Genomic DNA, 26,622 nt, shown 5'->3' with positions numbered 1-26,622 from the left:
ATCTACTACCCCTGTTGGGTTACGCTTTGCTTCACCCAACCTACGAATTCTGTGGAGGCAGTTTTATAGATGGCTGAGGTGGTTCCATCGGACGAGGCGCTGATACTGAATGAGCGATCGCTCCAGGCGTTAATGCGATCGCTCACCCTCTCTCAGGGGCAATTCTCTTTGATCTTGGTGCGCTGCAACTACAGCCGACTGCGTGACCAAATCCTCCAGCACATCAAAACTTCCTCGGCGCTAAACATCCAAACGCTTGAACTGCCAGAATTTACGCCGACCCTGTTCACTTGCATTCAGACGCATCTGCAAGCGTTAAATGATAACCCTCCCAGTGAGTTGCCTGTTGCCCTGATGGTAGTAGGGCTGGAGAAGGTACAGCAGCTTAATGCGGTGTTTGGCTCTGCCAACTTGATTCGAGACGAATTTCGTAAGAAATTGCCCTTCCCGCTGGTGCTGTGGGGCAACGATCATGTGCTGCGGCAATTGGCTCAATCTGCGCCTGACTTTAGAAGCTGGGCGGCTGCCCCGATTCGGTTTCAGTTTCCGATTGAGGAACTGGTGACATCCCTGCGTCACCATGCCCACCAGATTTTTATCACGCTGCTGAGTACCGGGGCCGAAGGATTCTTGCCCAATGCAGCGCTAAATCTGCAAAGCGGATCACCCCTGCGAACCGAACTGGAATTTGCGATCGCCGACATTCTCAACAGCGGTCGCACCCTAGATCCTGAACTGCAAGCCAGTCTTGACTTCCTCGGCGGACGCGATGCCCACGCCAGAGCCGAGATGGAAACCGCCCGCACCTATTACGAAAACAGTCTCACCTTTTGGCGGGAAGGCAGCGCCACAATCACCGATATTGAAAGCGACGGAAACGGTGAGCAGTTGGGAACGGTGCCGCTGCGATCGCTGATTCCCCACACTCCGACTTCCTACATTCTCAAAGAAGCAATTCTGCTGTTTCACCTGGGGCTGTGGTGGCGCAGCTATGCCGTTTTGCAGCGGGCGACCTATGAAGCGTCGTGCCGTCGCGCTAAGGAATATTTCAGCCAGTGCCTAGACCTGTTTCGACAAGAAGGACGGCTAGAACTGGTAGCTAAGTTCATCACTGCCTTGCAGGAAACGCTGCAAAAGCTGCGCCATTGGGAGGAACTGGAAACCCTCACCAGCGAAGCAATGGAGCTACACGAAACCTATAGCGATCCGGTGCGTTTAGCGCGAGATCACGGGTTTTGGGCGGAATTGATGTTAGCCCGTTCAGATTGGGCTGAAGCCCATGAGTGTGCCGAAGCAGCGTTAGAAATTTTGGATGAAGCAACCCCAGAGGAGACGGAAGTTGCACCTACTCTCCTGCCTGCAACATCCTCAGCGGTAACTGAGACACAGTCACAACCAGCAAACACACCACCAGTGATAGAAGACAGCCTTGCCCTGGCAGAACGCTATCAACGGAGCTGGTATTTGCTGCTGTTGGGGCGATCGCAATCTCACCTGGGTGACATTAGTGGGGCGATCGCCTCGCTTAAATCAGCCCAGACTGCCAGCGATCCGCAGCATGACCCCGTTCTCTATATTCATATCTTGCAGGAATTGCGAGATCTTTACTTTGTCAAAGGAAATTACCTGGAAGCCTTTCGGATCAAGCAAGCACAGCGGCGTGTAGAGCAACAATATGGCTTTCGTGCCTTCGCTGGAGCGGGTCGGCTAGAGCCGCAGCGATCGCCCATTCCCCTTGAAGTTGCCCCTTCCTCTCCAGAGGCGATCGTGGCTCAGGAGATTGCTGCCTCCAGTCGTCAACAAGATGTTGACCGTCTGGTTGCCCGCATCAGCACCCCAAAAGACAAACTCACCGTGATTCACGGACCCTCCGGTGTAGGCAAAAGCTCCATCGTCACTGCCGGACTGTTTCCCACCCTGCAACGTCGCACCATCGAAGCCCGCCGCGTCCTTCCTCTGCTGCTATCGGTCTACACAGGTTGGGAAGAAACTTTAGAACGATACTTGAGGGAGGGGTTGGAGGCGATCGGTTATAGCCGGGAAGCGCTCAGCAACGATTCAGAAGTGGTCGGGAATGATTCAGGGGCGGTCGGTAACGATTCGGACACGGTCAGGAATGATTCGGAAGCAGTCGGGAACGATTCAGAAGTGGTTGGCAATGATTCAGCGGGGGTCAGGAACGATTCGGACACAGGCGGAAATGATTCGGAAGCGGTCGGCAACGATTCGGACATGGTCAGCAACGAGCAAGATAGTCTCCTCTGGCTCCTGACTCAACTCCGCCAAAATCAGAATCGCAACCTTTTCACTGTCCTAATCTTTGATCAGTTCGAGGAATTCTTCTTTGTTCGCCCTGACCTGCTCCAGCGCAAATCTTTCTACCTGTTTTTGCGTGACTGCCTCAACATTCCCTATGTCAAGGTCATCTTGTCTCTGCGAGAAGACTACCTGCACTACCTGTTAGAAATTGATCGCGTCGCAGATCTGGAAGTGATTAACCATGACATTCTCAGCCGCGAGATCCGCTATCCTCTGGGCGACTTTTCACCTGCCGATGCCAGAGCCGTAATCGAGAATTTAACCGCGCGATCGCAATTCTACCTAGACCCAGACCTGGTGGATGCTCTGGTCAAAGACCTGACGGGTGCATTGGGCGGCATTCGCCCAATCGAGCTACAAATCGTTGGCGCACAGCTTCAAGAAGACCGAATAGATACGCTGGTTGAATATCAGCAGCTAGGCGAACATCCCAAGCAAACGCTGGTACAGCGCTACCTACAGGAAATCATTCGCGACTGCGGTAAACCCAATGAAGCGATCGCCCAACTCGTCCTCTTTCTCCTCACCGACGAAAACGGCACTCGTCCCTTCAAAACTCGCCTGGAACTCTTAGAAGAACTGGAACTTACGGGTATCACTATTCCCCCTAAACAACTTGATCTAGTACTGGAAATCATGGTCGGCTCCGGGCTGGTGCTAAACGTGCCTGAGTTGCCGGGCGATCGCTACCAGCTTGTCCACGATTACCTCGTCAGCTACATTCGTCAGCAGCAGGAACACGGACTCCTAGCCGAACTCGAAGCCGAACGAGAAAAACGCCGCCTCAGCGAAGAACAACTCAGGGAAGCCCTGCGCGACAAGGAACAGGCACTTTTGAAGGAGCAGCAAGAACGTCAGCGCGCCGAAATTGCCGAAATTGAGGCACTGGGAGCCGCTTCTCAAGCGCTGTTGCTCTCCTATGATGATTTGGCAGCTTTACTCGCCAGCGTTAAAGCTTGTCTCAAACTTCAGGAGATAGCAGCACCCGTCGAGCTGCAAACTAGAATGATGAGTCGGCTTTGGCAAACTGTTTATGGAGTGCGATCGCGCAATCAATTCAAACATGATGACTGGATCTGGAGCGTGAGTTTCAGTCCTGATGGCAAGACCCTTGCCTCTGCCAGTGCTGACCATACCATCAAACTTTGGACAGTCACGGGCAAAGAACTGCAAACCTTGCACGGACATCAAGACATCGTTTTAAGTGTGAGTTTCAGTCCCGATGGCAAGACCCTTGCCTCTACCAGTGCTGACCACACCATCAAACTTTGGACAGTCACGGGCAAAGAACTGCAAACCTTGCACGGACATCAAGACATCGTTTTAAGTGTAAGTTTCAGTCCCGATGGCAAGACCCTTGCCTCTGCCAGTGCTGACCACACCGTCAAACTGTGGAACCTGGACGGAGCGGAATTACAAACCTTTCAGGGACACGAAAAGATGGTGGCAAGTGTCAGCTTTAGTCCCGACGGCAAAGTGATTGCCTCTGGCAGCGCTGACCATACGGTCAAACTGTGGAACCTTAATGGAGAACTGAAAACCCTTCAAGGACACCACGGTCGGGTTTGGAGTGTGAGTTTTAGCCCTGATGGTAAGACCATTGCCTCTGCCAGTGCCGACCATACGGTCAAACTGTGGAGCCTTGACGGAGAAGAATTACAAACTATTCAGGGGCATCAACTGTGGGTCAGAAGTGTAAGTTTCAGCCCTGACGGACAGACTATCGCCACTGGCAGTGATGACCATACCGTCAAGTTATGGAGCCTGAATGGAGAGGAATTGCAAACCTTTGAAGGACACACCGACAGAGTTAGAAGTGTAAGTTTCAGCCCTGATGGTAAGGCGATCGCTTCTGGTAGTGCTGACTACACCGTAAAACTTTGGAGTCTGGAGCAAGAAAAACTACAGAATTTAAAGGGGCATCGCGACAAAGTCAGAAGTGTTTGTTTCAGTCCTGATGGCACAATGATTGCTTCTAGCAGCGTTGACCACACCATCAGGCTTTGGAACCGTGACGGCAGTCCACTGCAAACCTTGCAAGGACACGATGATTGGGTTTGGAGTGTATGTTTTAGCCCTGACGGTCAGACCATTGCCTCTGGTGGTGCCGACTACGCTGTGAAACTTTGGAGCCTTGATGGAATAGAGTTAAAAACTTTCCAGGGACATCTTGGCATGATCTTAAGTGTTTGTTTTAGCCCCGATGGTAAGACTATTGCTTCTGGTAGTGCTGACCACACCATAAAACTTTGGAGCCTTGGTGGAGAAGTGTTACATACTTTTCAAGGACATCAAGATAGAGTCAGAAGTGTTTGTTTTAGCCCCGATGGTAAGACCATTGCTTCTGGTAGTGCTGACCACACCATAAAACTTTGGAGCCTTGATGGAGAAGTGTTACATACTTTTCAAGGACACCAGGACTGGGTTAGGAGTGTGAGTTTCAGCCCTGATGGACAGACCATTGCCTCCGGTAGCGCTGACCGCACCGTGAAGCTTTGGAGCCTTGACGGTAAAGTGCTGCAAACTCTTCGAGGACATCAACTGTGGGTGAGAAGCGTCAGTTTCAGTCCTGATGGTAAAACGATTGCCTCTGGCAGTGCAGATTACACTGTGAAGCTTTGGAACCTTGAAGGCAAAGAGCTACAAACTTTTCAAGCACATCGTGGCGGAGTCAACAGTGTCAGCTTTAGCCCCGATGGCAAAACCATTGTTTCTGGCAGCGATGACCACACCATCATTCTATGGAATTGGGACTTACACGAATTGCTAAAGCAGGGATGCGTATGGCTTCAAGACTACTTAGCTCACAGTCCTGAAGTGAATGAGGAAGATCGAGATGTTTGCGATCGCTCACTTCACTTTCGAGTTGAGTGAACTTTAATTGGGCGATCGCAACACAGTTGCGCGTCCAGCTATTTTAGTTCTATGTTATTTAGGTTTCTATATGAGTACACAGCTAGCTGATACTTTGGGAAGACTGCAAGCTAGAATCTATTGGCTACATGATGCAGAAGAGTTTGATGAGTTAACTAATACGGCAAGTAAAATCTATCAGCTTTTAGGCTATCCTGAATCGTTGAGTAATCAAGTTGGTCGCTTTATCTCTGAGGCTTATCGAATCTCTGATGATGCTCAGATTGCAAGATTTGCTGGTGATCCAGAAAAGGAATTAAAGTACTACTCTGAGGTTCAGCTTCAATTAGCCGAAGCAGTAAAACTACTAAATTTGCCCATTGAAATAGCAGAGTATCAAGTTCAATGGTGGATGCTTTCTAGACATAAAAAGATTATTGCAGCATTGAGCTATATCCTGAAGCAACACAAATATAGTAAGTTGTCGGTCTTAGGTGAAGCCAAACTAGCTTATTACTCATTTCAAATAGGTCTAGGTCACCATCAGAGAAACTTAGCTAGGTGTGAGAAGTATGCGATCCATTATTGGAGCTTGCTTCTACAGTCAGAAGAACCTATTTATCCCTACATTGGTTGATAGCTGACCCCGGCTCGGATCTAAGAAGCACCTCTTCGAGGAACTCTCGAAACTGCTAGATGTGGGTAACACGCACGATGAAGTCAGGCTGAGTTTCGGTTATGGTTCGGTGCGTGCCGTCCCTTCTCGATCGCGCTCATATTGGCGTGCGACGTTGAACGGGGGCAGCCAATTCTCCCGACGACAAATCCAGAGTTCATAGGTGGGTGTCACCTGGTTCGGCGTATCCAAAGTACCGGCAGGGATTTCGATTTCGTCGTCCGAGCGGCTGAAGACCGAGGAGCCGCAAACTGGGCAGAAATAGCGTCCGCGATAGTCGGCTGTCGTGCCGGTGATGCTGACCGCATCGGCAGGAAACACCACAAAAGTATGGAATATTGCCCCGTGGTGCTTGCGGCAGTCTAGACAATGGCAGATGCCTACCCGAAACGGTTCAGCAGCAATTTCCAGGCGGACCGCTCCACAGAGACATCCTCCGTGATACTGCACGTTCCTCATCCGTCCTCCATCGCGCGTTGCTTTCTGACATTTTATCAACGGCTGACCTCAACGAGAGCCAATCTTCAGTGCCGAATAATCTGGAACCAGGCACAAGCGACTTTCGACCGTCCACTGCCGTGAAGTGTTAGCTTGCGGTGTATGCCCATATTTCAAAGCGTGCTTGAGATGATAACTCCGCATCCAATGAACCATAATGATCATGGCAAAATACTTCGAACTCTTTTAGTGCAAGATGAAAGGCTTCATCTGGAACAACCCAGCACAACCCATATGCCCGTAGCCTGTAGAAGCTGAGTAATTCCTGAACCTGGTTGCTTACCGTCCATTCCTTAGCTATCAAATAATTACACTCATATCCTTGATTACGTAAATACTCCTCTATGTTAATTTCGTTAATTACTTTGCGTGACTGTTGTGAGGGTTGTGGCTCTTGATACTTGGATAAGATAGTTCTGAAATGCTGCTCAAACTCCAGCCGTGCAGGTGGAGTAATCCATTGAGCATTAAGATAGAAACCTTTTGGTTTTAGAACCCGATCGATCTCATCTAAAAATATTCTCAAATTGGCAACAGAGTGAAGCATGTGAACAGTTAGCACAACGTCAAAGCTGCTGTCGGGGAAAGGTAGTTGTGAAGCATCTCCATGAATCAGTTTCAGATTCCGGGAAATTTTAGGCAGCTTGTGACGAAATTGGTTAAGCATTTCCTGAGAGACATCAATCCCAGTCACAGAATAACCACGCCTTACTAAAGGAAGAACGTTTAGCCCAGTTCCTATACCAGGTTCTAAGAAAGTAGTTTCAGGAGTTGCCTTGACTAGGGTAAGAATAAAATCTGCAACTTCCTCAGCGATTGGCTCTGTCAGCCAGCGAGTTCGATCATAAATATCGGCAATTTTACTGTAGTAAACATTTTTTCTCACTTTTCTGGACCTTATGCTTCTCAACCTAATACCCGAAGTTTTGGTGAGAGAGCGATCGCCCATCCTCAAGCGATCGCCCCTCTCTCTTACCTTCTCCGATCGCGAGTCAAGATACTCATCACTTCACCAGAACTCGGTGCAGGTAACAAGGGACTCCAGGCACTCACTTCGGCAAAGCCACGGTGATAGAGGTCGTGAATCGTTTCTATCACACCATCACGAGAACCGATAATGAGGATTCGTAGGCGATCGCGCTTACTATTTTGAAGTGCGGAAACTTCTCTCTCAACGGTGGGTACGTTGGGAGATTCCAAAAAGCATTGAGACATAAGTTGTGACTCCTTAGGGTTTTTGAGGAAACCCCAAAAACCTAGCCACCCCGTACTAATTCACACGTTGCAATAAGTGAGAGGACGAAAAGTGAGTTTATTTTCACTTTCATGTCCTAATGGATCAGCAACGGCTTTTTGACATGACAAGTCGGGGTGGCTAAGGGAGTGTTAAAATTCACCGTTAGCCGCCAGACTGCTCTGTACAGTTTGGGGGTCAGTCGCTCAAGGCTGTTCGCAGCAACCTTGGGCGGCGCTAGATTTTTGGGCGTAGTAGGGCTGCTTTTGAGTAAAAATGACAACCTTAACGTGAGAGCATATCTGGGATAGTGACTCTCCGTCAAGGTGGCAAGCTACAGATTTTTGAGGGAAATGCTTGAGGTGATGGTTGACGACTATTTACCAAACTTTACTTTTCATTAACAATCTTGATCATAAGAGTAATGAGCATTTATACTCAGGTATAGCTGTTTACAGAAATTTCTGCTCTGACTCAGGCGTTTCTAAGCCTTTTGAGGAGCACAGGAGTTATTTTGCTTCTTGAAAATTTGTGTCTTACTAGGCAAAATTTCTCAGGAACCAAACCTCAAAGACCCACGCAGAGCGCTATAGGATCAGGAGATTGGACATTAGCGAGACAGCATTCTCTGTAGTTCTCCGTCCATTGAGATCTATCCTGTGTGTAATGCGGCGTCGCGATCGCCATCAGTTCTACTCTAATAATTCTCCTGTTCGCCAAAAACCGTCCGTAACGATGGTTTGTCTCTAGAAGTGTTCGCCTTAAATAACTGCCCACTTAAAGAAAATCAGCCATGACTATTGCTAAAGCCAGAACCAGCTTCCCGATTGATTTGGATGCCTACCAACCCATCGCCCTTGACCCGACTAACCCAACCCTGACCAACGAACAGCGGGATGCATTGAGAGCAAATATTGAGCTTTGCCGGGATGCGATCGTATTCTTCACCGCAACTGGAGCAGCAAGAGGCGTAGGCGGACACACGGGCGGACCTTATGACACAGTGCCGGAAGTCGTGATTTTGGATGCATTCTTCCGGGGAGCGCCAGATAAGTTTGTGCCAGTTTTCTTTGATGAGGCAGGACACCGCGTCGCGACTCAATATTTGATGGCAGTCATTCATGGGGAACTGGACGTGGAGCGGCTAACTCAATACCGTGCCGCTCATTCAGAACTTCCTGGACACCCAGAGCTGGGGTTGACTCCCGGTGTTAAATTTAGCGGTGGACGGCTAGGACATGTTTGGCCCTACGTGAATGGGGTGGCGATCGCCAATCCTGGTAAAATCGTTTTCTGCCTTGGCTCTGACGGTTCCCAGCAGGAAGGCAACGACGCAGAAGCCGCCCGTCTTGCAGTCGCCCAAGGTCTGAACGTGAAGCTGCTGATTGACGATAACGATGTCACCATTGCCGGACATCCTTCTGAATATTTGAAGGGCTTTAGCGTTGGCAGAGTGCTAGAAGCTCATGGCTTAGACGTAAATGAAGGCGACCCCGAAGACATTGACGACCTGTATCGTCGCATGTGTGCTGCTGTCACCACCGATGGCCCGGTTGCCTTGATTAACAAGCGCAAAATGTGCGTTGGCATTGAAGGGCTGGAAGGTTCCACCCACGGACATGATGTGATTCCGGTGAAGTTGGCGATCGCCTACCTGGAGTCTCGCGGACAAACTGAAGCCGCCGAGTATCTCAAGAACATCGAAAAGCCCAACAATCCTTACACCTACCTCGGTTCTGGCAGCAAGCAAGGCTCTAACCGCAACGTATTTGGCGAAGCGGTCGTCTCCGTTCTGGGCCGCATGAGCGAAACAGAGCGCAAAGAAAAAGTGCTGTGCATCGACAGCGACCTGGAAGGCTCCTGCGGACTCAAGGCAATCCACGACGCATATCCCGAAATCTTCATTAGCTCCGGCATCATGGAGCGAGGCAACTTCGCTGCTGCGGCTGGCTTTGGCATGGAGCAAGGCAAACAGGGCATCTTCGCCACCTTCAGCGCCTTCCTGGAAATGTGCATTTCCGAAATCACAATGGCGCGACTCAACTACGCCAACGTCCTCTGCCACTTCTCACACTCCGGCATCGACGACATGGCAGACAACACCTGCCACTTTGGTATCAACAACTTGTTTGCCGACAACGGACTAGATGACGGTCACGAAACGCGTCTCTACTTCCCCGCCGATGCTGCTCAAATGACCGCTTGTGTAGAAGCCGTGTTTAACGATCCGGGTCTGCGGTTTATCTTTTCCACCCGTTCCAAAACACCAAACATTTTGGATGCAAATGGGAATGACCTGTATGGCGAAGGCTATACCTTTGTCCCTGGTAAAGATGAAGTGGTGCGTGAAGGCACCGCAGGCTACATCGTCACCTTTGGTGAGTCGCTCTATCGCGCCCTCGATGCAGTTGAGAAGCTGAAGCAGGAAGGGATTGACGTAGGTTTGATCAACAAAGCCACACTAAACGTGGTTGACGAAGAAATGATCGCCAAAGTTGGTTCGTCTCCGTTTGTATTGGTGACTGAAGCCTTCAACCGTCGCACCGGACTGGGCAGCCGCTTTGGTTCCTGGCTGCTAGAGCGTGGGCTGACTCCTAAGTTTGCTCACGTGGGTACTCACAAGGAAGGCTGTGGTGGTCTGTGGGAACAGTTCCCCCACCAAGGCATTGACCCCGATGGCATTATCAGCAAGGTGAAAGAGTTGATTGGTTAATTTGTGTAGGTAAAGTGAGTTGAAAAGAGGGTGAGCAATGCTCATCCTCTTTTTTTGCTTTTCATAAGCGAGATCTTGACCCATGATCTCAACTCAATCTACAGAACTTTATGTTGGCATTGTCTAAATCCCTAGCCAATCACCTCTATTTCCAATCCTTGCTAGTAGAAGTGAAAGGAAGGTTTTTTGTAGGTATTGATGAAGCAAATTTAAGTTATGCTATCTGTCAGATTTCTATTTTTGAGTGATATCTAAATGTCTTTTTCTTTCCAGGCAGCTTTTGAAGCTCGAAGCGATTTGAAGAAGTATCAAGAAGATGCTCTCGCTCTCTTTGCACTTCAACTTCGATTTCAAATTGAAGATATTGATATAGTAGCGACAAGTTCTCTCACAGGAAAACTCACTGGAGGAGACGATAAGAAGTGTGATTTAATTTATGTTGATAAGGATAGAGGCTACATCGTCGTCATACAGACCTATATGTCTCTAAACGATAAACCAGCTGCAAAATCTAGTAAAGCTTCGGACCTTAATGCGGCAGCAGCATGGTTGCTCAATTCACCTATTGATGATTTACCACAAGGACTTCAACCTTCTGCTGAAGAAGTTCGCTCCACGCTGGAAGGTGGAAATGTAAAATCTATACAATTTTGGTATGTGCATAATCTACCAGAGTCAGCCAATGTCAAAGCTGAACTTCAAATGGTAGAGCAAACAATAAATAACTCTTTAAGGACTAGATTTTCTAATATAGAAGTTGAAAATGTAAGTGCTATTGAGGTTGGACGAGAAACAATCGATGAATGGTACCGTGCTTTAGAAGCCCCAATTTTGATCACCGAAAAATTTAGAATTCCCATATCAGGAGGTTACACTATATCAAATAGCGATTGGGAGTCTTTTGTCACAGCGGTTCCTATCGCCTGGTTCCGCAACATTGTCAGAAACCACCGGGAAAATCTTTTTTCTGCTAATGTACGCGGGTATTTAGGTAGCAAAGCAAGTAGCAATAACATTAATAATGGAATCAAAGAGACTGCCAAAAATGATCCTAGCCACTTCTGGGTTTACAACAATGGTATAACAGCACTAGTATCTGACTTCCAGGAGAGGGAAGTTGAAAATTCTGAATATGGGGAAATCAACAAAGCAAAAGAATTAGAAATTACAGGAATTTCTATTGTCAATGGAGCGCAAACAACGGGGGCAGTAGGAAGTTTAGTTGAACTAATCGATGACATCGCAATGGTTCAAGTTAGATTTGTAAAGTGCAGTAACATCAAAACTATAAGAAAGATCATTGAGTATAACAATAGACAAAATACTGTTGAGATTTCTGATTTCCGAAGTAACGATCCTATTCAACGCCGACTCCGTCAAGAATTTGAAGAGATCCCTGATTCAATGTATTACGGAGGAAGAAGAGGCGGGCACGAAGATATTATTCGTCGTCAACCTAATTTATTATCTTCTGACACTGTTGCCCAAGCTCTTGCAGCGTTCCATCAGGAACCTGTCATAGCATACAATAACAAGTCTGACATTTGGGCGGTGGATACTATTTACTCCAATTATTTTTCGGAACGAACTTCTGCTAAGCACATTGTATTTGTATATTCTCTTCTTCGTAGTATTGAAGCTAAAAAACGCCGACTTGTAGACAAGAATAAAACAAACTCCCTTTCTGAAGCTGAGCAAAAACAGCTAGATTTCTTTCAAAGACGGGGGCCTCATATTCTATTAACCTCAGCAATTGCCAAGTGCCTTGACACTTTTCTAGGAAAACCTATTCCTAATCCTTTTAGAGTTTCTTTTGGCTTACATACATCACCTCAAGAAGCTGAAAAAATTTGGGAGCCAGTTGTTGAGGCAACAGTACCATTTTGTAAACAGCTACTTCCAGCAGTTAAGAAGAGCCTAAACAACGCTGATGAGGCGAAGGAAGCTATAGACAACTTTAAGAATATGGTTGAATCAGCGAAAGAATACCATACTTCCCGTTTTGAGGAATTTGCAAAGCATGTTCAAATTAATTTGTGAGGCATTCCAAGCAGCAATTAAGAGTAGCTTTGAGCGACAATCAGTAGAACTACTCCCTAGTGATGGGTACAGCGAAATCACCTGAACAATCGATCGCCCCGCTCAAAACTTTACCTGCGAATAAATAGGATGCGGACAGGCATAAGAGAATTAGTCACAGCAAGCACCTTCTGGAAAGTAAACAAGTGGCTGGGAAGAATATTGTAAACATCAACTTGTTTATCAAAGGTGAGATCGCTCATACTAGACATTAGTTCCTTGAAATTTAGGATCTGCTTATGTTGTCGCAAGAACTGAAGGCACAAATCTTCAAGTTGTCGCCTAGCGATCGCCTTGCGCTGATCTCTGCAATCGTTGAATCGCTTCAAAATACAACCATTGCTCAGCCTGACCGCTCTGATGCAATTCAACGGATGAGAGGGTTGTTAAAAACAGAGCGACCTGCACCAACCGATGAACAGGTAGCAGCGATGTTGGAAGAGCGACGAGTGGAGAAGTATCTCCAGTGAGAGTGTTGGTTGATGCAATTGTCGAGAAGCTAGCTGTCAAGCACTGTGTTGAGCCAGATGAAGCGGAAAAGGCTCTCCACAACAAACCCAAACTTCGATTTGTAGAGAAGGGCGATCGCCTAACCAAAGTTTTTACCCGCTGGTGAGCAGGATACGATCGCTGCTCGTCTCCTAGCTGAGAAGCTTGATTCAGAAACAACAGGAGAGCGATCGCGGTCGTTTTTGTCACCTTGAAGATATTGGTTTGAGTAGATGGTGAAAGTAGAGCGAACATGAATCAACAATTGCCTCAGTTCATCCACCGTGTTGTCGATCGCTTGCAACCAGTTGAGGGGATTGCAGCGATCGCCCTCGGTGGTTCAAGAGCAAGAGGCAGTCACACCCAGAAGTCAGATGTGGATCTAGGGATTTATTACCAACCGGAGAACCCACCTGATCTGATTGCTCTCAATCAACTCGCTTCTCAACTTGATGATAACCATCGCGAAAACCTAATTACTCCAATTGGTGAATGGGGAAAATGGATTAATGGGGGTGGTTGGCTAAAAATAGAAGGTATCTCTGTAGATTTTCTCTATCGTGATCTGGCTCAGGTTAATCGTGTGATTGAGGATTGCCATGCTGGGCAAATCACGATTGATTATCAACCGGGACATCCTCATGGCTTTGTATCCTCAATTTATATGGGCGAAGTTGCGATCGGTTTGCCACTTCACGATCCAGATGGCATTTTAGCTGCTCTAAAGGCTAAGACAATTCCTTATCCAACTGGACTTAAACAAGCAACCGTTAATAAGTTTGCCTGGGAAATTAGTTTTTCACTGTTTGTTGCACAGAAGGCGATCGCGCGTAATGATGTTGCTTATGCAGCAGGTTGTTGTTTCCGCAGCGTAGCCTGTATGAATCAGGTCCTATTTGCCCTCAACGAAGAATACTTATTGAACGAGAAAGGCGCAGTGGTATTTGCCAACGGTTTTGCACTGTGTCCGCAGAACTATCAACAACGGGTTGAGTCAGTGTTTACTCTTTTAGCCATTGATGCAGACTCAATAGTGGAAGCGATCGCCATCCTTGATCAACTTGAGCGAGATTTGAGCCAATGGTATGGCGATCGCCGCTTAATCATCTAAAGTCTGAAAGCTAGCTAGAACTGCTACTGGCTAACTATCTCTCGATAGTGCTTAGGTGTGATACCAAGGTATCTAGAAAACAATGTAGTCATGTGACTCTGACTGCTAAAGCCACAGTCAAAAGCAATCTGGGCGATCGGTTGTTCTGTCTTAGCTAACAACGTTTTGGCACGGTTGAGGCGGCAGGTGATAACCCAGGCATGAGGAGATTGCCCAACCTTTGCCTTAAACCATCGCACAAACTGAGATGGAGGCATTTCTACAACTTCAGCGAGGGCACTGAGCGATAGATCTTCGCACAAATGAGCTTCAACAAACTCAAGCAGGTGATCAAATGCCCGTGCTGAGAGCTTACTCACTTGGGGTGTGCTTTCAGGCTTGGACAACAAAGCAAGAATGACATGGGTCGCAAATTGCGCGGCTAGCGCCTCAAAATAAAGACGACCACCTGATGGATTAGTTTGAATAAACGTTTGGGTTGCTCGTCCAATCGCCGTGACGTGCTGATTGTGGAGATGTGAGAGCCGTCGTAGCGTTGGGGATTGGTGTGGTGCAATATCACTCACATAAGTTTCAAATAGTTCCTCTGACAAAGCGAAGATTAGATAGGCTCCTCCTCGGCTTGATTCTGAAAACGTTTCACAATGGGCTGGGGTAAAAGCAAAGGTATTAGCAGGCGCATGATAGGGACTAATCCGATCGCTGGCAAACGCATGGTAGCCGGATTGGGTTTCTAGCGCGATTCCTAAAACATGCCAGTTGGGCTGATATCGAACCTGGTAAGGCTGCCTGGGACATAGCTCAACAAATAGGCGATCGCTTTCAAATCGCCGTCCCCAAATTGGAGGCAAAACAGGTAAAGAAGCCGGATAGTTAGAGGGAGAAATTGCCATCAATCAGGCACCTGTGCTGCAAGATTTTGAAATATAGAATTTGAAAGATTTGCTGCTTCAATCCATTTATCTTAATTGTCATATCCTCAATTGAAAAACCATTGATTTTTTAAGGAGAAGACAAGATATGACACACTTTCCCCGGCAATTGCGATCGCTACCTAAGTTTGAGGGACCGTTCGACGCCTTTAAGCTAGAAGCTAAAAATTGCGATGTGTTGTTTGCCTCCTATCCAGCAGGAACAAACATCCCACCTCACACTCACGACACTGACAACGTCGGCGTGATTACCCAGGGAGAATTAATTTTAATCGTGGATGGTCAGGAAACACATTACCAAGCAGGAGACTGGTATCACGTATCGGCACAAACCGTCCACGCCGCTCGGTTTGATCAGACGACTTCTGAAATTGAATTTTGGTTTTACCCCACGTAGCACATTACCTTTGCTCCGCAATTCTGCAACAAACCGTCTAGCCGTTTCATAGCCAATTCCTGTTGTTCCACCTGTGATTACAGCAGTTTTGTTGAATAAGCGTCTTCCAGTCCACGCAAATGTCCACGCAACGCGGCTGCAACCTCTACATCACTGGTGCCAAAATCTGCAATGTTTGTACCAATCATGCATCCTTTGCTTTCAGGCATTGAGGAATTTGCTGTAGGTTTTACAGAACTTTTCCAAGTTTGCGAGCGGTGAACCTGGAGCCAATAGCTGACTTCAAATGGACTTGCTCTCCGTCTAAGCATCATGGTCTAGCGCTTTGAGAAAGAGCGATCGCATATTGCTCAACGTATCGTAGAGGCTTTTTTTAATGCCCATCTGACTCAGTAGTTCAGACAGGCTAGCGGCTCCATATCCTCGCGCCCAAAATACTTTTGTTGCTTGAGATAAGGCAACTTCAAGATCAAATTGCTTGCTTGGTTCTCGACTCATGCCTGTAGTACAGGATGGGTAGACCAGTCGGCCAATATTTGTTCCAGAGACACTAACTATGGAAATTTTAATTGACTGATTAATTCCTGTTATCAATCGCTTTAGCAGTTCCATTAATCCGACGACTGCTAAAACTTACATTTCTACAAGATACTTTACATTTCTACGAAATAGGACATTAACCTACGTTATTAGAAACTAGGAGTGACTGAAATACCTCAATTTCGTTTTGTTTGGACTAAACAAGTGCAATTAAACGGCACTTTGAAGGAACGGAAATTCATCCCCTCTCATAAGAGGTAAAGAGGGATATCGACGAATACTGATGGTTTTCATAAAGCAGTCTATGGAAACAGAGAAAAATATAAATAAACACCAATGGTTTTCATAGAACTGTTTATAAAAATAGGGAAAAAACATAAGTAAATTTCGATAGACTTCATAAAACTACTTAAAGGTATTGGGATTTAACAGTGTTTAATCAAGAGATTTTATAAGAAACATTTAATAATTATTTCCAAATTATCAGTTTCAGTCGACTGTTTCTATTAAAAAGGCGATAAGCTATCTGCTAAGGGAATTTTGTTCATTGATTTGAAGTTTAGATTACATATCTGGCGCTCTGTCTGAGGGGAACGGACGCAGGAGCCAGGTGTGAATCGTCATAGTGGAATACTTTAGCTAAGTTTTTCCAGATCAAGAATTCAGCCGTTTTAGCAGCTTTAGGCGCTGTGGAGGAGCTTTATGACCAATTTTTCTAACTATTCTCGACGCAAATTTTTATTTACCGCTGGAGTAAGCGCAGCTAGCTCTATATTGCTCAAAGGATGCTTGGGAAATCCCCCTTCTGCAACCATTAATAGTGCAACAGCACAGCAAACTCCTGTAGCGGCGATCGACCCAGCTCAGGCTCCTGAAACCACACGCATTACCTTGGGTTACATTCCTATTGTGGAATCTGCACCGATTGTGATTGCCCAACAAAAGGGCTTCTTTGCCAAGTACGGGATGACCGAAGTGACCGTATCTAAGCAATCAAACTGGGCGTCTGCGCGTGACAACGTGGTTATTGGTTCTGGGAATGGTGGAATTGACGGTGGGCAGTGGCAAATGCCCATGCCTCACTTAATTTCTGAAGGACTGATTACCAATGGTCAGAAGTTGCCAATGTATGTTCTGGCGCAACTCAACACCCAAGGAAATGGAATTGCCATTTCTGGAATTCATACAGGTAAAGGAATAGGGCTAGATATTTCAAATGCAGCTGAATACGTTAAAGGCTTTCAAGCCACTCAAGGCAGAAAGTTTAAGGCAGCACACACTTTTCCTAATGTGAATCAGGATTTCTGGATTCGCTATTGGTTTGCTGCGGGTGGAGTTGACCCGGATACCGATATTGATTTGCTAGCGGTACCTTCGGCTGAAACGGTACAGGGAATGCGGACTGGATCAATGGACGCTTTCAGCACAGGCGACCCCTGGCCCTATCGAATTGTGTCAGATGATATTGGCTTCATGGCAACTCTGACTGCTGAGATGTGGCCATTCCATCCAGAAGAATATTTGGCAATTCGAGCTGATTGGGTAGATGCCAACCCTAAAGCAACAAAAGCCATTCTGAAAGGCATTATGGAGGCTCAGCAATGGTGTGATGATCCTGCAAACCGGGCAGAACTCATTCAGATTGTTTCAGGACGTAACTTCTTTGACGTGCCAGCCAATGTGTTAACTCCTCCATATGAAGGAAAGTACGAGATGGCTGATGGCAAAGCGGCTATTGATGACTTTAAGAAGAGTCCATTGTATTGGTCGGATGACATCGGTAGCGTTTCCTATCCTTACAAGAGTCATGATTTGTGGTTCTTGACGGAAACGATGCGCTGGAATTTTCATAATGGGGCGATCGCCGACTTCGACACAGCCCGTCAAATCATCGATCGAGTCAACCGTGAAGACCTCTGGAAAGAAGCAGCGCAAGAAGCAGGTTTCTCTGGCATTCCGACCAGTACTTCGAGAGGGGTTGAAACCTTCTTTGACGGCACAAAGTTTGATCCAGAAAACCCAGAAGCATACCTCAACAGTTTACAGATTAAGCGGATTTAACCCCTAAGGGACAAGGGATAACGCTCACCGCTCAGTCATTTCCTACTCGCGCTCAAGCTTGGACTATTTCGCATAAACAACTCAAGGAGAAAAAATGGTTGCTAATCCAGGAACTCGCCCTACAGGCTCTAATTTTGCAGATTTTGCTCGGACTTTTTGGAAGAAACAGGGTCAGAACATCATGCTCCCCCTCATCGGAGTACTCGTTTTTCTGGTCGTCTGGCAGTTGCTTTCCTCAACCGGGCTAACTAGACTACCTGGACCACTCAGCCTGGTGACTGAACAGCGAACACGGGAGTTGTTGCTCTACCCCTTTTATGATTTAGGCGGACTGGATAAGGGACTGTTTTGGCAAACCATGTATAGCCTGGGCAGAGTCGCTAAAGGATACACAGCGGCAGCGGTTGTGGGCATTGGTCTAGGAATTTTGGTTGGAACCAATCAAACCATCAACAAAGCAGTTGATCCGATCTTCCAATTTTTGCGAATGATTGCGCCTCTAGCATGGGTTCCCATCAGTTTGATCGCTTTACAGAATGTGCAGCAAGCAGCGATCTTCGTAATTTTCATTACTGCGGTTTGGCCCATCCTAATCAACACGACAGTAGGTGTGCAGCAAATCCCTCAGGACTACAAGAATGTGGCTAGAGTACTCCAAATCTCTCCACGCAAATACTTCTTCAAAGTCCTGATTCCTTCTGCTTTACCTTACATCTTCACAGGTCTACGGATTGCGATTGGTCTAGCTTGGTTGGCAATTATCGCGGCTGAAATTGTGATGTCTGGTGTAATCGGAATTGGTTTCTTCATCTGGAACGCTTACCAGAACAACTACGTCAGCGAAGTGATTCTAGCGGTGTTTTATATCGGTGCGGTAGGTTTGCTTTTAGATAGAGCAATGGCATATCTCCAACGGATGATCCTTCCTGAAGAACAGCGATGAACTCCTGCTAGGGCGTAGCATCCGGCAGATAGCCTCCGAAATCAACCAAGATTTTTTGTCTGAATGCTGCGCCCCTACGTTCTTCTGAATTGTATTAACCCTCATCCTTCATTCCTCATCCTTTATCCCTAAACCTATGTCTACCTTTGTTGCTGTCGATCAAATCGATAAAGTATTTCCCCTGAGCGGCGGGGGCAGTTATGTTGCCCTCAAAGGAATCGACCTCCACATCAAAAAAGGGGAGTTTATTTCCCTGATTGGTCACTCGGGTTGCGGTAAATCTACATTGCTCAATATGATTGCTGGATTAGACTTACCAACCGAGGGCATTGTGACTCTGGAGGGAAAGCTGGTAAAGCGCCCAGGGCCGGACCGGATGGTGGTGTTTCAAAATTACTCACTGCTGCCCTGGATGTCAGTACGCGAAAACATCGCGCTAGCGGTCGATGAAGTCTTGGCAGCCTTACCCAAACAAGAACGTCGGCAGATCGTAGAACAGCACATTCAAATGGTTGGGCTGCAACATGCCGCAGATAAACCGCCGGGTCAGCTTTCTGGTGGAATGAAGCAGAGGGTGGCGATCGCCCGTGCCCTAGCAACCCGTCCTAAACTCCTGCTATTAGATGAACCCTTTGGCGCATTAGATGCTTTGACGCGGGGCAATCTGCAAGAGCAGTTGATGAAAATTTGTGAGGAAAACGAAGTAACTGCCGTGATGGTGACTCACGATGTAGATGAGGCAGTTCTCCTCTCTGACCGAATTGTGATGCTCACCAATGGCCCTGCCTCTAAGATTGGTGGCATTCTGGATGTGGATATTCCTCGTCCTCGCAAGCGCATGGATGTAGTGAGTCATCCTAGCTACTACAGCCTGCGGTCTGAGCTAATCTATTTTCTCAACCAACAGAAGCGAATTAAGAAACTGCGGGCTAAGAAGACAACGGCGATCGCCCGTCATGGGCTAGAAAAAGTGAATCTCGAACTCGGTTTTGTACCACTCACAGCCTGTGCCCCGATCGCAGTTGCCAAGGAAAAAGGCTTCTTTGCCAAACATGGTCTAGATGAGGTTAGCCTGGTACGTGAAACAAGTTGGCGCGGCGTTGTCGATGGGATTGCAGGTGGATATCTAGATGCAGCTCAAATGCCAGCAGGAATGCCAGTTTGGCTAACAGCAGGCGGGCATCAAGACCAGCCATTGCCTATGGTGAGTGCACTCACGATGACTCGCAACGGTAACGCCGTGACACTCGCAAGAAAGTTCTATGAACAGGGTGTATATAGCGCTACCGACTTCAAGCGCTTGATTCTCGAAACACCTGGTCAGCGCCATACACTGGGAATGGTACATCCTTCTTCGATGCACAATCTGCTGCTGCGTTACTGGCTTGCTACCAGTGGAATTGACCCCGATCACGATGTTTCACTCACTACGATTCCGCCAGCTCAAATGGTTGCTGACCTGAAAGCTGGAACCATTGATGGGTACTGTGTGGGCGAACCTTGGAATCTTCGGGCTGCGGTTGAGGGTACTGGTTTCACCGTTGCAACAGATTTGGAGATCTGGCTGGGACATCCTGGAAAGGTGTTGGGCGTAAGGGAGGATTGGGCGATCGCTTATCCTAATACTCACATTGCCCTGATCAAAGCCTTGCTGGAAGCCTGCCAATATTGTGCAAATGAAGCGAATCACCAGGAAATCCAGCAAATTCTCTCTGCCAAGGCTTATGTCGGCACATCAATTGATTACATCAAACTGGGTGATCCTAATACTCAAACTTGTAGTTTGGAGCAACCCATGCGTGAGTATGCTCACCACCTGTTTTATGGAGAAGGAGTTAACCGTCCCAGCCGCACCGAGCATCTGTGGATGATGACGCAAATGGCTCGTTGGGGAGATATTCCTTTCCCGCGCAACTGGTTAGAAATCTTGGAGCGAGTTTGCCGGGTCGGTGCGTTTAGCACAGCGGCACGAGAGTTAGGAATGGTGGATATCAAATATCATCGAGGCCCTATCCAACTATTTGATGGTGCTAAGTTTGATGCTGAAGATCCAATCAGTTACTTGAACGCTCTTTCGGTCAAACGTGACTTTAGCGTGGCAGAAGTCATGCTTGATTCTCGTAGGACTGCCGCCTAAAGAGCACATAGTTTCACAGCATGATGATTTCAACGAATCCGGTACTAACTGACCAACGGTAAATCTTAATTACACCCCTGTAGATAGGCAAACAAAATCTCTACAGGGGTTTGCTCCACACGAACCACAACTACCAACAATGCAAATGCTAAAACAAGTTGAAACCAAGTCCGTAGTAATCTCTCAGCAGCCTCAGGCTAAGTCTTTCTTGGAAATCGCTAACGTCTCAAAAGTTTATCCCACCCCAAAGGGGCCTTATCCAGTTCTACAAGATGTCAACCTCTCTATTAAGCAAGGTGAGTTTATTTGTTTAATCGGACACTCTGGCTGCGGTAAAACCACATTGCTCAACATGGTTTCTGGATTCAACCAACCGAGTCAAGGAAGTGTGCAGCTACGCGGCAAGTCAATCACGAAGCCAGGTCCAGACCGGATGGTGGTGTTTCAAGGATACGCACTTCTACCCTGGTTGACTGCATTTGAGAATGTTTACCTGGCAGTGGATTCAGTCCATCCCAAGAAGCTAGAAGCCGAGAAGCGAGCAATTGTGCGGGAACATTTGGCGATGGTTGGCTTGGCAGATGCCGCAGACAAAAAGCCGCCCCAGCTCTCAGGTGGAATGAAACAGCGGGTGGCGATCGCCCGTGCTCTAGCCATTCGTCCCGAAGTTCTGATCCTGGATGAACCCTTTGGCGCACTCGATGCAATCACCAAAGAGGAACTTCAAGAAGAACTGTTGAAAATTTGGAATGATCACCGCTGCACCGTGTTGATGATTACTCACGACATTGATGAAGCGCTGTTTCTAGCCGATCGCCTGGTCATGATGACCAACGGTCCCGCAGCTACGATTGGCGAAGTGATGGAGATTCCCTTTCCGCGTCCGCGCGATCGCACCCAAATTATGGAAGACCCGGAATATTATGACCTCCGAAACCACGCGCTAGACTTCCTCTACAACCGATTTGCCCATGACGACACTGAGTAACTAACCACTTCAGAAAATGCGCTCGTTGAGTTCCCCTTTAGAAATTTTCTAGAGGGGACACCTATTTGTAGTGATTCTAAAGAATTTGAGGATGTTTGACCATGACAGTGACTTTTCCAGACGAGTTTTAGAGATGGAAAGCCGTCGCTAAGCTGAAACAATGCTGATTAAACGCTGCCGCTCACCTCTCACTTCGCTGCCGGATAACAAAGGGCGATTGTGAGTAATACTGCTGCCGCCAATGCCGCAATGGTTCGAACATGATTCCAGATTGTCCAGTTAGTGAGGTAACTTGCCCACAGGTCAGCCCCTTCAGGGCTATCAGGTCTGGCGATCGCCAATGCATCATTCAACGGCACATTAAATGCAATGGTTACCAAAACAGTGCCGATTAGGTAAAGTGAGCTGCCGACCAGCAAAAACACAGTTCCCGGCGGATGCCATCTCAACGAGGAGATAGCTAGAAACAGGCAACATATCGCCGTGCCAAAGAAGGCAAGAAAAAACCAGGGATTAATTACCGTAATATTAATCGACTGCATGGCAGCAATACCTTGAGCGGGCTGAAGTTGAGCCAGCGCTTTCATCACAAAAGTGGAGAAGGCAAAAAAGACACCCGCTATGAGCCCACAACCCAACGCTGAAAATAGCTTGACTGCAAAAGACCAGTGATAAACAGTTACCATATCTAGCACCTCATCCCTTGATTAACTAAGCAACTTGGATACGAGCCTTGAACGATACTTCTTTAGCTTAGAGAAACCCACAAACATTCAGCTATCTGGTTTCTGTTCTACTTGTAAAATCTTGCGGTCAACTTTGTGCCGCAAATGACTACAGCAAGTTCAGCAAAGCCTAAAACAGCTTTGGGTCAGCAATTGTGAGTTACAAGTTTGGCACACCTACGAGGTCGGATAAAGGGTTAGCAAATAGTTCCAAGAACTATCCCCTCTTTTAGCTTTTAGCCAAGATTAATACCTAAGTTCTTGAGCAGCATTCCAGCAGCCTCTTGCAGCAAACCAAGGAAAATAGGCAGCAGAGGAGCCGGAACAGTGAGCAAGAACTGCCGAAAGGTTTGAACGTCGAAGGGCCATACAGGAAACTCATCAGTAAACTTGTAGAAATCGCGTAATCCTTGAATTTTCTCGGTTCCCTGCTTCAAGATTTCTGCGTCTCCAGCTAAGCTTTCGTGAATTCGGGAATAATCAGCGTGAAACTGTCGAGCAATTTTGTGGAGAAGCTCTTCCTTAGCCTTCTTCATGCCCCTATGGGCAGCCAACAGCGGACTGTAAAAACAGGCTGTTGATAAAACGATGTGTATTGGAATAATCAGATGAACAAACCAATAAACTTTTCCAACACCCTGAGTCACAAACTGATATTCGATTAAACCAACCATGATGCCTAAAACAGCAGCAAGATAAGCAGTTTTCAAGGAATAGTTGCTGAGCGAGTGAAGCCCACCACAGCGGTCAGGATGCAAAGGATTAATATTAAGGTCTTTTTCTTCAAAAATGCGATGAAGAATTCTGATATTGGTAATGAGAGTAAGTACCAACATACTACCGACGTACACACCCACAAAAGTGGCGATCGTGACGGCTAAGTTTGGTAGTACCCCAGCACCATACCAGTTATTCTTCAAGCTGGGTTGGCTAATAAAAACGAAAACACTGTAAGCAACTGCACAACCCAGAGCTATGTACTTATGCAGCTTTTGATAATAGGGATTCAAAACAATTGCATCAATCTCCGCTTGTTGAGTCGTCACAACATCAGACTCTTCGAGATCTTCGATGACATCACTGATTGCCTCAAAGCTCCATAAGTAATACCCTAAAACGACTGGATTAATGAGTAGTGTCCAGAACCAGGGAAACCAGTCTTGTAATAGTCCGACTTGTTCTCCTTGAGTCCACAGCGTATTGCTGATCCAGGCAACCAATAGATAAAAGATAGAAACGATTGGAATTGACAACAATCCAAAGCTAACGGGAATAAGATTAAATTTCTTGATTAGCAAAGTTGCAACTGGGTCAAAGCGGTAGAAGCTTCGCCTCTGCGGAGATTTTTGGCTTGTCATTTATCGGTCCTGAAGTTCCTAGTTAACGTGAGTTCGGGTTAAGCTAAACGCTGCAAGGTTTGGTATAAAAGGCTTTAGGCAAAGGGTATTGCTGTAGGCTCTTCTCAATAAGGTTGTTTATTGAGAAAAATTGCATCTGTGGACCTTGCTGACAATAGCTTGATTCACTGCAACGAAATGAGGTACGAAAAATCAGGGGTTCTGACGATTTCTTATCCCGAACTCACGTTAGTTAGAAGATTGATGTAGCTATTTTTGACCCATGAAACCAATAACTATCAGCTAATACCGTTTCTATAGCAGCCTTGAGGAGAATTGGTATAAAAACCATTATTTCCCTCTCTAAATAGGAGAGTTAATGGAATCAATGTTGGCTGCGTTTCTATTGATACTTCGGACAGGGGCGTCACTTAAGCATTTTGACTTACTTGAAGGCTGGGATAGCATTTTGCACTGCTCGCTCTAAGGTTGACTAGAACTAAGATAACTACAGCTATGACAAGTTGGCACCTTAGATTAATAATTTTTTTGATACATTTCTCCTACTGTAGTAATAACATTTCTTTAAAAATCTGCCCCACCCGAATACCCGCTCCGCTTAACGAGCGTTACCGTCACCATACTTCACCGTCATTTGGGCTTGAAAGCTCCGACGAAACATCCCACTCATCTTGGAGGGAGTCAAACGTAGATCGTCAATTTGAGAAGCAGTAAGTGATTCTGAAATCGCCTAGTGAGAACCAAATTGCTGTTGGAGGAAGTCAACGAGTAGCCGAACCTTGGTAGAAAGGTGACGATTGACGGGATAAATCACGTAAATTGAGAGTTCAGTCGGGTGGTAGTCTGGCAGCACAACCTGAAGTTTGCCCTGCTGGAGTTCTGGCTCTACGATAAATCGAGGCAGAAGTGTAATGCCTAGCCCTCGAACTGCGGCATCTCTCAGCACTTCACCATTGTTAGAGCATAATGTGCCTTTGACGGAGAAAGTATGTTCTCCATCGGGTCCGATGAGTGTCCATTGATTTTCGAAAGCAAGCTGTCCGTAATGCAAACAGGAGTGATGCCGCAGTTCATTAGGATGGGTTGGAATGTTGTGAGCTTCAAGGTAGGTGGACGAGGCACAGAGTACCCGTTGAGCTGGAGCAAGGGTGTGAACGATTAGGCTGGCACTCGCTTGGGGTTTGGCAATTCGCACGGTGATATCAAAGCCTTCTTCGATTGGGTCAACAAAGCGATCGCTCAACGTCAACTCCACCTGAAGATCGGGATACTGCACCAAAAAGTTAGCCAGAGCAGGAGACAGATGCATTATGCCAAACGACATCGGTGCATTGATGCGCAGTCTTCCTTTGGGTTCCTTTTGAAGCTGAGTGAGCGATCGCTCTGCCTCTTCTAGACTGGCCAAAATTTCTACACACCGTTCATAAAAGGCTAGACCGGTTTCAGTTGGAGTCACGACTCGCGTACTGCGGTGCAGCAACTGCACCCCCAGATCATTTTCTAGAGCAATTACCAGTTTATTGACCGCCGATCGTGACAGTCCCATGTCTCGTGCAGCCGCCGCAAACCCGCCTGAAACCACGACCTGAGTAAAAGCGCGAATCCCATCAAACTTGTCCATAGCGTAGAGATTGTAGATTTTTTAGATACAATATGTCTTTAGTTTAGTATATTGTCTTTTCAGGAGATTCAATCCATAATAAAAGTATTCCAAAAGCAATTCAACCGCTGAATCAGGAGGAATCCAGATGATTACCATTCGACCCGCTCAAGAACGTGGCGCTGCAAACTTTGGTTGGCTCGATAGTCGTCACACTTTCTCCTTTGGCAACTACTACGACCCCAGCTACATGGGTTTTGCTGATTTGCGCGTGATTAATGAAGACAAAGTAACTCCTGGAAAGGGTTTTGGCACTCACGGACACCGTGATATGGAAATCATTTCCTATGTGCTTGAAGGTGCATTAGAACATAAAGACAGCATTGGCACTGGCTCAGTGATTCGTCCTGGAGACGTGCAACGGATGTCTGCTGGCAGTGGAATTCAGCACAGTGAGTTTAATGCTTCCAACACTGACCCGGTGCATTTCCTGCAAATCTGGCTTCTGCCCGAGAAAAAAGGAATTGAACCAGGCTATGAGCAAAAAACCTTCTCTGATGCAGAGAAGCGCGGCACACTGCGGCTAGTTGGTTCTCGTGATGGTCGAGACGGCTCAATTACGATTCACCAAAACGTCGATCTATATGCCAGTGTTTTGAGCGAAGGAGATACTGCAAACCACACGCTGGCAGACGGACGGGTTGCCTGGGTGCAAGTGGCACGGGGTGCCGTTCAGCTCAACGGTCAAACCCTCACCGCAGGGGATGGAGCGGCTATCTCGGAGGAATCTGAGATCACGCTTCAAGGAGCCGCTGAAGATGCAGAAGTGCTGTTGTTCGATATGGCAGCATAGTGGCGATCGCTAACCAGACGGTCACCTAAAGGCTAAGACCTGCGACTTCTTAAAGAAGTCGCAGGTCTCGGCGTTTCACCATTAACTAATGGACAATTCAAGGTTTGCTACAGTGA

General features: G+C 47.0%; 22 protein-coding genes and 1 pseudogene. 13 read left to right on the top strand and 10 right to left on the bottom strand.

Annotation, left to right across the window (positions count from 1 at the left end; translation table 11 throughout):
- The first annotated feature begins 69 nt into the window (after positions 1 to 69).
- The gene (locus H6F88_RS03040) at positions 70 to 5,193 is read left to right on the top strand and encodes a hypothetical protein (protein ID WP_190641261.1); all 5,124 of its coding nucleotides are present in this window, start codon (positions 70 to 72) and stop codon (positions 5,191 to 5,193) included.
- A 7-nt stretch (positions 5,194 to 5,200) separates the two neighbouring features.
- Positions 5,201 to 5,809, top strand: coding sequence for a hypothetical protein (locus H6F88_RS03035; protein WP_190641260.1), 609 nt, complete (start codon positions 5,201 to 5,203; stop codon positions 5,807 to 5,809).
- 99 nt (positions 5,810 to 5,908) lie between these two features.
- Here H6F88_RS03035 and H6F88_RS03030 read toward each other — a convergent pair whose 3' ends face one another.
- From H6F88_RS03030 to H6F88_RS03020, 3 genes are all read right to left on the bottom strand, one after another.
- Positions 5,909 to 6,307 carry a GFA family protein gene (locus tag H6F88_RS03030; RefSeq protein WP_190641429.1) on the bottom strand — a complete coding sequence of 133 codons (399 nt, stop codon included), beginning with the start codon at positions 6,305 to 6,307 and terminating at the stop codon, positions 5,909 to 5,911.
- Positions 6,308 to 6,434: 127 nt separating this feature from the next.
- The gene (locus H6F88_RS03025) at positions 6,435 to 7,232 is read right to left on the bottom strand and encodes a methyltransferase domain-containing protein (RefSeq protein ID WP_190641259.1); all 798 of its coding nucleotides are present in this window, start codon (positions 7,230 to 7,232) and stop codon (positions 6,435 to 6,437) included.
- An 86-nt stretch (positions 7,233 to 7,318) separates the two neighbouring features.
- Positions 7,319 to 7,561, bottom strand: coding sequence for a hypothetical protein (locus tag H6F88_RS03020; protein WP_190641258.1), 243 nt, complete (start codon positions 7,559 to 7,561; stop codon positions 7,319 to 7,321).
- An 812-nt stretch (positions 7,562 to 8,373) separates the two neighbouring features.
- On the opposite strand from H6F88_RS03020, the gene H6F88_RS03015 reads away from it, so the two are divergent.
- From H6F88_RS03015 to H6F88_RS02995, 5 genes are all read left to right on the top strand, one after another.
- Positions 8,374 to 10,293, top strand: coding sequence for a transketolase C-terminal domain-containing protein (locus H6F88_RS03015; RefSeq protein ID WP_190641257.1), 1,920 nt, complete (start codon positions 8,374 to 8,376; stop codon positions 10,291 to 10,293).
- A 255-nt stretch (positions 10,294 to 10,548) separates the two neighbouring features.
- Positions 10,549 to 12,333: an AIPR family protein gene (locus H6F88_RS03010; protein WP_190641256.1), complete on the top strand. Its 1,785-nt coding sequence runs from the start codon at positions 10,549 to 10,551 to the stop codon at positions 12,331 to 12,333.
- Positions 12,334 to 12,611: 278 nt separating this feature from the next.
- A complete protein-coding gene (locus H6F88_RS03005) occupies positions 12,612 to 12,842 on the top strand; it encodes a hypothetical protein (protein WP_190641255.1) in 231 nt (76 codons plus the stop codon).
- On the top strand, positions 12,839 to 12,988 hold the full coding sequence (locus tag H6F88_RS03000) for a hypothetical protein (RefSeq protein WP_190641254.1): 150 nt from the start codon (positions 12,839 to 12,841) through the stop codon (positions 12,986 to 12,988). Before H6F88_RS03005 ends, H6F88_RS03000 begins: the two co-directional genes overlap by 4 nt.
- Positions 12,989 to 13,114: 126 nt before the next feature.
- Complete coding sequence (locus H6F88_RS02995) at positions 13,115 to 13,972, top strand: nucleotidyltransferase domain-containing protein (protein WP_190641253.1); 858 nt, start codon at positions 13,115 to 13,117, stop codon at positions 13,970 to 13,972.
- A 23-nt stretch (positions 13,973 to 13,995) separates the two neighbouring features.
- Here the strand turns inward: H6F88_RS02995 and H6F88_RS02990 are convergent, their stop codons facing one another.
- Positions 13,996 to 14,865: an AraC family transcriptional regulator gene (locus H6F88_RS02990; protein ID WP_190641252.1), complete on the bottom strand. Its 870-nt coding sequence runs from the start codon at positions 14,863 to 14,865 to the stop codon at positions 13,996 to 13,998.
- Positions 14,866 to 14,992: 127 nt separating this feature from the next.
- On the opposite strand from H6F88_RS02990, the gene H6F88_RS02985 reads away from it, so the two are divergent.
- Entirely contained in the window at positions 14,993 to 15,301 is a 309-nt protein-coding gene (locus H6F88_RS02985) for a cupin domain-containing protein (protein WP_190641251.1), read from the top strand.
- 21 nt (positions 15,302 to 15,322) lie between these two features.
- Here H6F88_RS02985 and H6F88_RS34285 read toward each other — a convergent pair.
- The 3 genes and pseudogenes from H6F88_RS34285 to H6F88_RS02980 all read right to left on the bottom strand — a co-directional run.
- Positions 15,323 to 15,403: pseudogene (locus H6F88_RS34285) on the bottom strand (short-chain dehydrogenase); the annotation flags it as partial.
- Positions 15,379 to 15,510 carry a hypothetical protein gene (locus H6F88_RS33845; protein WP_277882136.1) on the bottom strand — a complete coding sequence of 44 codons (132 nt, stop codon included), beginning with the start codon at positions 15,508 to 15,510 and terminating at the stop codon, positions 15,379 to 15,381. The pseudogene H6F88_RS34285 and the gene H6F88_RS33845, both read right to left, overlap by 25 nt.
- Before the next feature lie 94 nt (positions 15,511 to 15,604).
- Complete coding sequence (locus tag H6F88_RS02980; protein ID WP_190641250.1) at positions 15,605 to 15,799, bottom strand: TetR family transcriptional regulator; 195 nt, start codon at positions 15,797 to 15,799, stop codon at positions 15,605 to 15,607.
- Between the two features lie 744 nt (positions 15,800 to 16,543).
- Here H6F88_RS02980 and H6F88_RS02975 point away from each other — a divergent pair.
- The 4 genes from H6F88_RS02975 (at position 16,544) to H6F88_RS02960 (ending at position 21,970) form a co-directional block, all read left to right on the top strand.
- Positions 16,544 to 17,902: a CmpA/NrtA family ABC transporter substrate-binding protein gene (locus tag H6F88_RS02975; protein WP_190641249.1), complete on the top strand. Its 1,359-nt coding sequence runs from the start codon at positions 16,544 to 16,546 to the stop codon at positions 17,900 to 17,902.
- A 181-nt stretch (positions 17,903 to 18,083) separates the two neighbouring features.
- Positions 18,084 to 18,845 (top strand): nitrate ABC transporter permease, encoded by a 762-nt coding sequence (ntrB, locus tag H6F88_RS02970; RefSeq protein ID WP_347277660.1) that lies wholly within the window; start codon positions 18,084 to 18,086, stop codon positions 18,843 to 18,845.
- Between the two features lie 136 nt (positions 18,846 to 18,981).
- The gene (locus H6F88_RS02965) at positions 18,982 to 20,982 is read left to right on the top strand and encodes a nitrate ABC transporter ATP-binding protein (protein WP_190641247.1); all 2,001 of its coding nucleotides are present in this window, start codon (positions 18,982 to 18,984) and stop codon (positions 20,980 to 20,982) included.
- A gap of 145 nt (positions 20,983 to 21,127) precedes the next feature.
- Positions 21,128 to 21,970: a nitrate ABC transporter ATP-binding protein gene (locus H6F88_RS02960; RefSeq protein ID WP_347277659.1), complete on the top strand. Its 843-nt coding sequence runs from the start codon at positions 21,128 to 21,130 to the stop codon at positions 21,968 to 21,970.
- A gap of 188 nt (positions 21,971 to 22,158) precedes the next feature.
- Here the strand turns inward: H6F88_RS02960 and H6F88_RS02955 are convergent, their stop codons facing one another.
- The 3 genes from H6F88_RS02955 to H6F88_RS02945 form a co-directional block, all read right to left on the bottom strand.
- Entirely contained in the window at positions 22,159 to 22,656 is a 498-nt protein-coding gene (locus tag H6F88_RS02955; RefSeq protein ID WP_190641245.1) for an anthrone oxygenase family protein, read from the bottom strand.
- Between the two features lie 275 nt (positions 22,657 to 22,931).
- Positions 22,932 to 24,053 carry a hypothetical protein gene (locus H6F88_RS02950; protein ID WP_190641244.1) on the bottom strand — a complete coding sequence of 374 codons (1,122 nt, stop codon included), beginning with the start codon at positions 24,051 to 24,053 and terminating at the stop codon, positions 22,932 to 22,934.
- Positions 24,054 to 24,783: 730 nt separating this feature from the next.
- Complete coding sequence (locus tag H6F88_RS02945; protein WP_190641243.1) at positions 24,784 to 25,674, bottom strand: LysR family transcriptional regulator; 891 nt, start codon at positions 25,672 to 25,674, stop codon at positions 24,784 to 24,786.
- A 127-nt stretch (positions 25,675 to 25,801) separates the two neighbouring features.
- Here H6F88_RS02945 and H6F88_RS02940 point away from each other — a divergent pair, with 127 nt between their 5' ends.
- The gene (locus H6F88_RS02940) at positions 25,802 to 26,506 is read left to right on the top strand and encodes a pirin family protein (protein ID WP_190641242.1); all 705 of its coding nucleotides are present in this window, start codon (positions 25,802 to 25,804) and stop codon (positions 26,504 to 26,506) included.
- The last annotated feature ends 116 nt before the right edge of the window (positions 26,507 to 26,622 follow it).

The sequence above is a fragment of the Oculatella sp. FACHB-28 genome, from assembly GCF_014696015.1.
GTDB lineage: Bacteria > Cyanobacteriota > Cyanobacteriia > Elainellales > Elainellaceae > JAAUTN01.
Note: the sequence above shows the minus strand (reverse complement) of the source record. Positions and strands in the feature narration are given on the sequence as shown.

Coding starts and splice junctions, on each gene's coding strand:
- H6F88_RS02950 (WP_190641244.1), bottom strand. CDS start 24,053: ATGACAAGCCAAAAATCTCCGCAGAGGCGAAGCTTCTACCGCTTTGAC.
- H6F88_RS33845 (WP_277882136.1), bottom strand. CDS start 15,510: ATGCCTGAAAGCAAAGGATGCATGATTGGTACAAACATTGCAGATTTT.
- H6F88_RS02940 (WP_190641242.1), top strand. CDS start 25,802: ATGATTACCATTCGACCCGCTCAAGAACGTGGCGCTGCAAACTTTGGT.
- H6F88_RS03020 (WP_190641258.1), bottom strand. CDS start 7,561: ATGTCTCAATGCTTTTTGGAATCTCCCAACGTACCCACCGTTGAGAGA.
- H6F88_RS03005 (WP_190641255.1), top strand. CDS start 12,612: ATGTTGTCGCAAGAACTGAAGGCACAAATCTTCAAGTTGTCGCCTAGC.
- ntrB (WP_347277660.1), top strand. CDS start 18,084: ATGCTCCCCCTCATCGGAGTACTCGTTTTTCTGGTCGTCTGGCAGTTG.
- H6F88_RS02985 (WP_190641251.1), top strand. CDS start 14,993: ATGACACACTTTCCCCGGCAATTGCGATCGCTACCTAAGTTTGAGGGA.
- H6F88_RS03015 (WP_190641257.1), top strand. CDS start 8,374: ATGACTATTGCTAAAGCCAGAACCAGCTTCCCGATTGATTTGGATGCC.
- H6F88_RS02975 (WP_190641249.1), top strand. CDS start 16,544: ATGACCAATTTTTCTAACTATTCTCGACGCAAATTTTTATTTACCGCT.
- H6F88_RS02960 (WP_347277659.1), top strand. CDS start 21,128: ATGCTAAAACAAGTTGAAACCAAGTCCGTAGTAATCTCTCAGCAGCCT.
- H6F88_RS02945 (WP_190641243.1), bottom strand. CDS start 25,674: ATGGACAAGTTTGATGGGATTCGCGCTTTTACTCAGGTCGTGGTTTCA.
- H6F88_RS02955 (WP_190641245.1), bottom strand. CDS start 22,656: ATGGTAACTGTTTATCACTGGTCTTTTGCAGTCAAGCTATTTTCAGCG.
- H6F88_RS02990 (WP_190641252.1), bottom strand. CDS start 14,865: ATGGCAATTTCTCCCTCTAACTATCCGGCTTCTTTACCTGTTTTGCCT.
- H6F88_RS03030 (WP_190641429.1), bottom strand. CDS start 6,307: ATGAGGAACGTGCAGTATCACGGAGGATGTCTCTGTGGAGCGGTCCGC.
- H6F88_RS02965 (WP_190641247.1), top strand. CDS start 18,982: ATGTCTACCTTTGTTGCTGTCGATCAAATCGATAAAGTATTTCCCCTG.
- H6F88_RS02980 (WP_190641250.1), bottom strand. CDS start 15,799: ATGAGTCGAGAACCAAGCAAGCAATTTGATCTTGAAGTTGCCTTATCT.
- H6F88_RS03010 (WP_190641256.1), top strand. CDS start 10,549: ATGTCTTTTTCTTTCCAGGCAGCTTTTGAAGCTCGAAGCGATTTGAAG.
- H6F88_RS02995 (WP_190641253.1), top strand. CDS start 13,115: ATGAATCAACAATTGCCTCAGTTCATCCACCGTGTTGTCGATCGCTTG.
- H6F88_RS03040 (WP_190641261.1), top strand. CDS start 70: ATGGCTGAGGTGGTTCCATCGGACGAGGCGCTGATACTGAATGAGCGA.